This window comes from Acidimicrobiales bacterium, from assembly GCA_035540975.1.
In the GTDB taxonomy this organism is placed as follows: Bacteria; Actinomycetota; Acidimicrobiia; order Acidimicrobiales.
This window is the reverse complement of record DATLFN010000024.1, coordinates 1-8,092: the sequence shown is the minus strand read 5'-3', so window position 1 is coordinate 8,092 and position 8,092 is coordinate 1. Positions and strand designations below refer to the sequence as shown.

At 72.2% G+C, this 8,092-nt stretch carries 10 protein-coding genes and 1 pseudogene; 2 read left to right on the top strand and 9 right to left on the bottom strand.

The window, feature by feature from the left end; translation table 11 throughout:
* Window positions 1-152: 152 nt before the first annotated feature.
* The 5 genes and pseudogenes from VM242_03245 to VM242_03225 form a co-directional block, all read right to left on the bottom strand.
* Complete coding sequence (locus tag VM242_03245; protein HVM04166.1) at window positions 153-806, bottom strand: hypothetical protein; 654 nt, start codon at window positions 804-806, stop codon at window positions 153-155.
* Between the two features lie 15 nt (window positions 807-821).
* Window positions 822-1,340 carry a hypothetical protein gene (locus tag VM242_03240; GenBank protein HVM04165.1) on the bottom strand — a complete coding sequence of 173 codons (519 nt, stop codon included), beginning with the start codon at window positions 1,338-1,340 and terminating at the stop codon, window positions 822-824.
* Window positions 1,341-1,659: 319 nt separating this feature from the next.
* Window positions 1,660-1,800: pseudogene (locus VM242_03235) on the bottom strand (DUF1059 domain-containing protein).
* A 138-nt stretch (window positions 1,801-1,938) separates the two neighbouring features.
* Complete coding sequence (locus VM242_03230; GenBank protein HVM04164.1) at window positions 1,939-2,226, bottom strand: hypothetical protein; 288 nt, start codon at window positions 2,224-2,226, stop codon at window positions 1,939-1,941.
* A gap of 54 nt (window positions 2,227-2,280) precedes the next feature.
* Window positions 2,281-2,529 carry a hypothetical protein gene (locus tag VM242_03225; protein ID HVM04163.1) on the bottom strand — a complete coding sequence of 83 codons (249 nt, stop codon included), beginning with the start codon at window positions 2,527-2,529 and terminating at the stop codon, window positions 2,281-2,283.
* 171 nt (window positions 2,530-2,700) lie between these two features.
* Between VM242_03225 and VM242_03220 the strand changes: the two genes are divergently transcribed.
* Entirely contained in the window at window positions 2,701-4,443 is a 1,743-nt protein-coding gene (locus tag VM242_03220; protein ID HVM04162.1) for an ATP-binding protein, read from the top strand.
* Between the two features lie 6 nt (window positions 4,444-4,449).
* On the opposite strand, the gene VM242_03215 is transcribed toward VM242_03220, so the two are convergent.
* On the bottom strand, window positions 4,450-5,217 hold the full coding sequence (locus tag VM242_03215) for a helix-turn-helix transcriptional regulator (GenBank protein ID HVM04161.1): 768 nt from the start codon (window positions 5,215-5,217) through the stop codon (window positions 4,450-4,452).
* A gap of 188 nt (window positions 5,218-5,405) precedes the next feature.
* Between VM242_03215 and VM242_03210 the strand changes: the two genes are divergently transcribed.
* Window positions 5,406-5,576 (top strand): hypothetical protein, encoded by a 171-nt coding sequence (locus VM242_03210; GenBank protein ID HVM04160.1) that lies wholly within the window; start codon window positions 5,406-5,408, stop codon window positions 5,574-5,576.
* A 53-nt stretch (window positions 5,577-5,629) separates the two neighbouring features.
* Here VM242_03210 and VM242_03205 read toward each other — a convergent pair whose 3' ends face one another.
* The 3 genes from VM242_03205 to VM242_03195 all read right to left on the bottom strand — a co-directional run.
* Window positions 5,630-6,409 (bottom strand): hypothetical protein, encoded by a 780-nt coding sequence (locus tag VM242_03205; GenBank protein ID HVM04159.1) that lies wholly within the window; start codon window positions 6,407-6,409, stop codon window positions 5,630-5,632.
* 115 nt (window positions 6,410-6,524) lie between these two features.
* The gene (locus VM242_03200) at window positions 6,525-7,019 is read right to left on the bottom strand and encodes a hypothetical protein (GenBank protein HVM04158.1); all 495 of its coding nucleotides are present in this window, start codon (window positions 7,017-7,019) and stop codon (window positions 6,525-6,527) included.
* Window positions 7,004-8,092: hypothetical protein (locus tag VM242_03195; protein HVM04157.1), on the bottom strand; the 1,089-nt coding region annotated here is incomplete at its 5' end. The genes VM242_03195 and VM242_03200, both read right to left, overlap by 16 nt.

The following is an 8,092-nucleotide window of genomic DNA, read 5'->3' as shown; positions in this document are numbered from 1 at the left end:
GCTGGTGATGACCTCGACCCGGTCGTCGATCTGCTGCGCCGCCAGCGTGGTGCGAGTGAGCTGGATGACGGCGAACAGGGCGAAGGCCAGGGTGATGGCCAGGTTGGCGCCGACGACGCCGGCCTCGCCGGCCTTCCGCAGACGCCGGGCGGTCAGCACGTCTTCGCCCCCAGAACGGCAGGCGACCGGCAGATGCTGGTCAGGTGCTTGTTGGTGTTGACCAGGCCGGCGAGGATGTTCTGGGCGTCCTGCTCGGCGGCCGTGAGGCTGTGGGGGTTGGTGCCGAAGCGGCCGGTGTTTCCCTGGCCGTTGGCGAACGCCACCCGCTGGTGGATGTTCTGGACGCCCCTGCCGTCCGGCGGGTCGTCGGCGTCGACCAGCATGGCCTGGATGTCGTTGGCCTGGCCCAGGACCGTCTTCAGGTTCCCGTTGGTGTCCTTCAGGGAGCCGTCGGTGGTGGTGAGCTTGCCGTTGATCGACTGCAGGGTGGCCAGGATGTCCTGCGTCTGCTGCGGGATGGGCTTGAGCGCCGGGTCGATGGCGGTCAGCCCCTCGTTGATGGCCTGCACCTGGTCGGGCAGGCGGACGACGTTGCCGCCCGCGGACACCAGGCCGGGGTCGGTGGTGGCCAGGTTGTCGTCGATGTTCGCCAGCGAGTCGGTGATCTTGAGGAGGAACACGATCACGACGAGGACAACCACGGTGAGGAGGGCGACCCACACCGCCAGCCAGCGCTTCAGGAACTGCGCCTGGTCGGAAGAGGCCCTCTGGTACGCCCGTTGCGACGGGCCGATCGTCTCAGCCATTGGCTCGTTGACTCCTTATCTGCAGTGGCTGTCGGGGGGCGAGCCGGGACCGGGGAGACCCTGGTCGATGCAAGCCGCGAGGCGGTGGGCGATCTGCGCCTGGGTCAGGATGTTGCCGGAGTCACCCTTGACGGCGGTGACGATCCCGAGCGAGGTGTTGAGGCCGGCGATGATGGTCTTGACGCCCCGGTCGATCGACTGGGCGGTCTGGAGGATCCCGACGGCGTCGGAGTTGATGCTCTTGGCGACCCCGTCGACGGTGGTGGCGCTGCCGTTGATCGACGTCGCCAGCCCGTCGACCGACCTGGCGAGCCGCACGATCTCGGCCAGCTTGCCCTGGAGGGGCTCAGCCGTGTTGAGGATCGACCCGCCGAGCTCGTTTGTGCGGTCCAGGTTGAGGACCGCGTCGGTGGCCTCGTTGATCGGCGTCGCCGTCTTGGAGATCCGATCCGCCTTCTTGTTGATGGATTCGGCCGTCCACGCGACGCGGTTCACGAGGACGCCCGCGAGCAGCACCGCGACGAGGGTCGCCACGACAGAGAACGAGGCCTGGCCCCGTTCGCTCCTGGCGAGCCTCCATCGATGACTCATGTGTTCTTCCCTTCTCGGATGGGCCGGGCACCACAGGGGCCCACCTCCGAGGGCGGCCCGCACGACCACCCGCCAAGGGTCGCCGAACGACGGCACGCACTACGCAAACTGCCCCTGTGTGCTGAGACAGATGCGCCCGGGGCGGCGAATATTCGGAAGTTCTCAAACTTTTCGCAGCCCCGATGTCGTCACGAAATCCGGGGCCGGACGCGGATCGAGGCGCCCCTCGGGGGCGCCTCGATCGGGCTCGGAGCCGGGCGATCTAGCTCCGGGTGTTCTTCTTCACGAAGTTGATGATCGTGTCCGTGGGGGTCTGGACCTTGTGCACCTTCCGCACGTGGTCGCCGACCTTGCGGATCAACTCGTCCTCCGAACTCGCTGAGCCTCGCCAACGGCAGGCATGTCCGGCATCCCTTCACCTGAACTCAGGCACCGCTCCTCCTTGTGTGGGGTGAAGACACCGGGCACCGACATGGCGCCGGGTGTTGCTGCTCGCGTGGTTCGTCGTGGTGGACCGTGCGGTTCGTGTGCGGTGTGGCGATCAGGCGCCGAGGGCGCGGGCCCGGCCGGGCGCCCGCAGGACCCGCCGCTGCTTCTCGCCGAGCAGGTTCGCCAGCGCGTTCTCGATCGCCTCGGTCTGGCGAAGGATGTCGGTGACCACGGCGCCCACCGGCTCGGTCTGCGACGCGATGGCGCGCACGCCGATGAGCACGGTGCCGACCGTGAAGCTCACCTTGTTGAGCGTGTAGGCGATGATGATGAGGTAGACGGCAACCGCCCCCACCCCGAGGAACACTCCGATCAACGTGACGACGGTCTCTGGCCCCATGCCCCTTACCTTTCCCTGTGGTGGTCGAAAATCCTGCTTGCCCGGTCGGTCAGCTCAGAGGACGCGCTGCAGCGCGCCGACGTAACGGCCGGCAGCGCCGTGAGCGGTGCTGACCAGCTCGCGTGTGCGCACGAGCTTCGGTACGGAGTCGAGCGCGGCCGTGATGCCGACACCGTGCTCGAGGATGTCGTTCGCGTACGCGTCGATCTCCATGATCTGGCGCAGCAGGCGGTTGAGGAGCAAGAGGACAACCGGGACCACCACGAACAGCAGCACCAAGTTGCCGATCCACCACAGCAGCACGGCATACCCCCGTTTTCGGATGTGAGGTCGGCACCGCCGACGCCGTCATTGTATGTTGCCAACCTATAGAGCGAAAGCCCCTATGGCAAGGGATTCGTGGCCGGTGGCCGGCACCATGATGCACGAGCGCCCTCCGGCGTGCACCTCGGGCTGACGGGGAGGCGCGCGCCGATGGCCCAACCGCCTGCGCCCGATCCGGGACCGGTCGACGACCAGCTGGCCCGGGCCAACGATGCCCTCGCCCAGGTCCGCCGGGAGCTCGAGGACGAGTGGCGCTCCCGGCTCGAGGTCCAGGGCCTGTTCGACCTGGTCCTCGGGGCGATCCCCGACGCGATGGCGCTGGTGGACGCCCGGGGGCACATCTCTCACGCCAACCCGGCGATGGCCGCCCTGACCGGACGCGACGCCGCCGAGCTGCTCGGCGTGCCGGCCGAGGACGTCTTCGGCGGCCGCGGCCCGCGAACGCCCTGGGAGCTGTTCGCGAGCGCCTCGCACGAGCGCGTCACCTTCGAGACGACGGTCCACGGCGCCGCCCGGTCGGTCCCCGTCAGCGTGCGGTGCTCGCTGCTGCGGGCCACGGGGGGCAGGATCGTCGGCGCCGCCTACGTGGCGCGCGACCTCAGCGAGACCCGCCAGCTCGTCACCCGCCTCGAGCAGGCCGAGGCCCGGTGGCGGCTGCTGGCGCAGCTCGGCGACCTCCTCGGCCGCCAGCTCGACCCCCGCGAGTCGCTGGCCGAGACGTCCCGGTGGCTGAGCCGCTCGACCGGGGCGGGCGTCGCCATGGTGCTGGCGCCGGCGATGACGGTCGAGCGGGTGGTGGCGTGGCCCGACGAAGGGCCCGTCGCCGAGCGGCTGGAAGCCATGGTCGGGTCGCCACTCGAGCCGGGCTCGGCGCTCTACACCGCCGTCCACGGGTCGCAGACCGTGCACGCCCCGACCCTCTCGCGCGACCTGCCCCTCCTCGACCACACCGGGATCCCGGACGGGGTCGGGTCGGCGGCGGTGGTACCGCTCGTCGCCCGCAACACCACCCTCGGCGTGCTCCTGGTGCACAGCCCCGAGCCGGGCGGGATCCGCCAGCGGGCCCTCATCGAGCAGGCCGCCGCCCGGGTGGCCATGGCGATCGCCAACAGCGACCTGCGCGACGCCGTCTCCCGCTTCGAGGCGGGTGAGGAGGCTGCCCGCTTCCGTGAGGAGCTGATGGCGGCCGTGTCGCACGACATGCAGACCCCGCTCGCCGTGCTCCTGGGTTCGATCCGGGCCCTCGAGGCGGGAGAGGACCTCAGCCCGCGCGAGCGCGGGCACCTCTACGAGCGCATGGGCCGGCGGGGGCTCCAGCTGCGCCGGCTCGTCCAGCAGTTCCTGGACTACTCGCGCCTCGGCGCCGGCCGGCCCATCGTCGTGCGGCCGGTGACGACGGACATCCGCTTCGCCCTGATCCAGCTGGAGGCGGACATCGCGGGGCGGCGCCCGGTCAGCGTCGACGTGCCGACCGACCTCCCACCGGCGTTCGTCGACCCGGACCGCCTCGACCAGGTCATGGCGAACCTGGTGTCCAACGCCTTGAAGTTCTCGCCTCCCGGGTCGCCGATCACGGTGGAGGCGTCGGCCACGCCGGACACCGTGCAGCTGGTGGTCGAGGACCGTGGCCAGGGGATGAGCGCCGCCGACCTGGCGACGGTGTTCGAGAAGTTCCACCGCGGTTCGGGCGCCGAGGGCATCCCGGGGACGGGCCTCGGCCTCTACGTCAGCCGGGCCGTGCTGGAGGCGCAGGGCGGCCAGCTCCTGGCCGCCAGCAAGCTCGGACGTGGGAGCCGGTTCACCGTCGTGCTGCCCCGCCGGCCGCCGGGCGAGAGCCCCTCCGCCGACAGCCCGCCGGCGGGCGACCGCCGCAGGCAGCGGCGCCGCCGCTGACCCCCGCTACCCTCCCTTGCCCGTGCGCTTCTGCTTCTGCCAGGTGTCCTCGTACTGGGCGAGGGCGTCGAACAGCTCGGTGAAGTTGGCCTTGCTGAGGGTCTGCACGTCCAGCGCCGCCGCCTTGGCCTCGAGCTCGGGCTGGAGGTAGGCCGAGTACAACAGGATGGGCCCGTCGTAGCCACCCTTGCGCATGCGGCGGGCCACCTCGAGGCCGGACATCCCCGGCATCCGCTGGTCCAGCAGGACGATGCCGTCGGGCGCGTTGGACCACCGGTCGAGGGCCGTCTCCCCGTCGGGCGCCTCCTCGACGACCCACCCGCGCTGCTCCAGGAGGACCCACAACGTGTGGCGCATATCGTCGTCGTCCTCGACCACCAGGACGCGCCGGCGCTGGCGCTTCGACTTGCGCTCCTGGTGCACCAGGCCGCGGTAGCGGTCGAGCAGCCCGCCGATGGCCCGCCGTTGGTTCACCAGGGCCGGTGCCGACTCCTTGAGCTGCTGCTCGCCCTCGGCGGTGATGGCGTAGACGCGACGCGCCGGCCCCCGCGCCGGCGTCCCCCAGTGCGAGCTCACCAGGCCCTCGTCCTCCATGGAGCGCAGCGCCCGGTACAGCCCGCCGAAGTCCGGCACGTCGAACCCGAGCTCGGCCAGGCGGCTCACCAGCTCGTAGCCGTGGCTCTCACGCTCCTTCAGCAGCAGCAGGATCGCCGGGCGGAGAAGGCTTCGGGCCCGGAGGTCCTCGTTCCCCGCCTCGGACTTCGCCTTGGCCACCCTGCTCCTCTCGGCGCTCCCCACCCTCGTCCCGGCCCCGGAGCGCGCGGTCGCCCCGGTGGGGTGGAGCCATTATGCACCTATGACCGTCGGGACTCCATGTTCCCCGCACAGTGCGCAGCGCGGGTAAGAACCGGCGCCACCGGGGTACATGGCTCTCGACCCAACTCCCACTCTGGAGGAAGCGAATGCCTGACAAGGACGAGGCCGTCTCCGGCACCGACGCCGGCAGCGCCGGAGGTTACGTGTCCACCAACCCCAACGAGTCCGACACCGAGCACGAGTCCATGGCCATCGCCGACTCCGACAGCCAGCAGGACCCGGGCGAGCAGGCCGGCGGCGGCCAGCACGGCGGCTGATCCCAGGCAGACCGGGGGGCGGGCCAGGTTCTAGCGGCGGCCTGGGCCGCGGCCTACACCGCCTCGAGCTCGCGCACGGTGTCGATGGCCACCCGCTGCACCATGCCGGTGGCCGACTCCAGCTGGAGCCGGCCGGTGCGGTCGACTCCCCGGGCGACGCCGCGCGTCTCGCCCTTGGGCAGCAGCTTGATCTTGACCCGGCGGCCGACGAGCGCACACCGGCCCTCGTAGGCGGCGGCGACGCCCTCCGACCCTTCGTCCAGCCCCTCGGTGTGGCGGTCGACGGAGCCGAGGATCCCCTCCAGGAGGGCGCCGCGGCCCACGTCGGCGAGACCCAGCTTCTCCAGGTCGACGCGGATGCTGGCCACCGCGCTGCGCACGCGACCGGGCCCGAGCTGGACCTCGACCTTGATGTTGGCGACCTCGTCGCCGGTCTCCTTGTCCACGACGCGGTCGGGCCACCAGGTCTCCGTGGGCCGACCGGACGCCGCCTCGGCGCCCTCGGAGGCGGCGAGGCCGGCCAGCAGCCAGCTGGCGTCGGCGTCCTCGACCGACAGCGGGGGACGCAACACGACGGCGATCGACAAGGTCTGCTCCGGCGCCGTCGCCCACAGGCGGCCCAGCCGACCGAGCGGGCTGACCTCCCGCTCGACGACCACGGTGGCACCGTGGGGGGCCTCCTCCTGGCGGGCCCACGCCAGGGCGAGGGCGGCGCCGGAGACACCCATCCGGAAGCGGCGGACGACGTGGCCGTACTCGTCGGCCTCCTGGCCGGGCCCGACGCTCCCCGCGCCGCCGGGAGTCCCGCCCGGGCCCGGGAGATCGGCCCCCATCACCGGCCTCCGGCGTTCCCGCGCGCGGGACCACGCCGAGGCGGCACCGGGCCGGCCCCGGCGGCCCGGCGGAGCACCGCCCGACCGGCCGAGCGAGCTCCGCTGGCGACGGCGATCACGCGATCACGTCCGGGCGCGGCGTGAGGCGCTCGACCAGCCACCGGCCGTCGTGGCGGGCCACCTCGATGGAGCCCACGGGCAGGCCGACGGGGCCGAGCAGCGGCGGAACGGGGGCCCTGAGCATGATCCGCACCCGCTCGGGGGAGGCGTCCTCGTCGGCCGAGTACTCGAGGGAGTCGAGGTCGTTGCCGGCCAGGTCGGCCCGCAGTCCCGTGAGCAGCTCGGCCAGGAACTCCTCCATCTCCCCGGGCCCGGCGGTGCCGTCCCGCAGGCGGGCGGCCAGCGCCTCGTCCATCCCGTTCTTCACCGCCACCCGCAGCACCACCTTGCGGCCCTCGGGGGCCAGCAGCTCCCACACCCGCCGGTGCTCGCCCCAGGCGATGGCCTCGATGAAGGTCTGCGCCACCGTCGTGGCCTCCTCGGTGGTGGCCTCGGCCGTCCCGCCTCCACCCGATCCGTTCCCGTCCACGCTCGTCACGGCCGCTCCCATCCCAGCGAGTAGAGGTAGTCACGGACGAAGATCCGCTGCGGCGCGCCCAGGGCGGCGCCGATGGCGGCGTCCAGCGCCCGGTCGGCGCTCTCACGCTCCTCGCCGCTCAGCGTCTGGTGCGCCTCGAAGACGGCCCGGAGGGAGACCTCCTGGCTCTCGTGGGGCAGCTCCATGACCAGCGCCAGCTGCGACTCTATGATGAGCCCGCCGTTGCGGCCGACCCGCACGGCGGCCACCGCCAGCTCGGTGAGGGTGGAGAGGTTCCTGGGCTCGGGCAGGGCGAGCAGGCGGAGGAGCCGCTCCCGCAGGAGAGCATGGCGCTCCTCCTCGGTGGTGAGCGCCAGCAGGGCGGCGAAGTGGTCGGCGCGGGTGGCGCCCGGGACCTCCTCGCCCAGCTGCTCCTCGATCTGCGACAGCCGGGAGAACGCCTGCTTCCAGGCATCGGCGTGGAGCCGGGTGTCCAGCAGGGCGACGGCGTCCTCGAAGTTGGCCAGTGCCCGCCGCAGGTTCTGGAGGCGGGACTTGCCGCCGCGGCCGACCTCCTGGGCGGCCACGTCGGCCATGGCCGCCTGGGCCGAGCCGAGGTTGTACTTGGCGAGGGCGTGCTGGTACGGGAAGCCTGTCCGGGTGAATACGGTCAGCGACTCGCCGAACGCCCGTACCGCCTCCTCCAGGAGGCGGAGGCGTTCGGCCGGCCGGCGGGCGGCCAGCGCGCTGTACGCCGATCCGGCGCTGTGGTGGACGAGGGCGTAGTGGTACGGCGCCTCGTCGGCGTCGAGGTCGCCCTGGGCCTGGTCGTAGTCGTCCAGCGCCGCTTCCAGGCCCTCCTCGGTCCCCACCGCGGCATGGGCCTGGCCCCGGTTGAGCAGGGTGGCGACCAGGCCGCGCCGGCCGTCGGCGGTGGTGGTGTCGAACAGGACGGCGGCGGCGTCGAAGGCGGTGACCGCCTCGTCGAACTGCCCCAGCTCGGTGCGGGCCAGGCCGAGGTTGTTGAGGGCGGCCGCCCGCTCGTCGTCGCGCTCGCGCCCCTCGAACAGCTCGGCCGCCCTGGTGAACAGCTCGGCCGCCTTGCG

Excerpts from the sequence above, each read along its gene's own strand:
- VM242_03245 (HVM04166.1), bottom strand. The coding sequence starts at position 806 with ATGGCTGAGACGATCGGCCCGTCGCAACGGGCGTACCAGAGGGCCTCT.
- VM242_03230 (HVM04164.1), bottom strand. The coding sequence starts at position 2,226 with ATGGGGCCAGAGACCGTCGTCACGTTGATCGGAGTGTTCCTCGGGGTG.
- VM242_03220 (HVM04162.1), top strand. The coding sequence starts at position 2,701 with ATGGCCCAACCGCCTGCGCCCGATCCGGGACCGGTCGACGACCAGCTG.
- VM242_03210 (HVM04160.1), top strand. The coding sequence starts at position 5,406 with ATGCCTGACAAGGACGAGGCCGTCTCCGGCACCGACGCCGGCAGCGCC.
- VM242_03205 (HVM04159.1), bottom strand. The coding sequence starts at position 6,409 with ATGGGGGCCGATCTCCCGGGCCCGGGCGGGACTCCCGGCGGCGCGGGG.
- VM242_03200 (HVM04158.1), bottom strand. The coding sequence starts at position 7,019 with ATGGGAGCGGCCGTGACGAGCGTGGACGGGAACGGATCGGGTGGAGGC.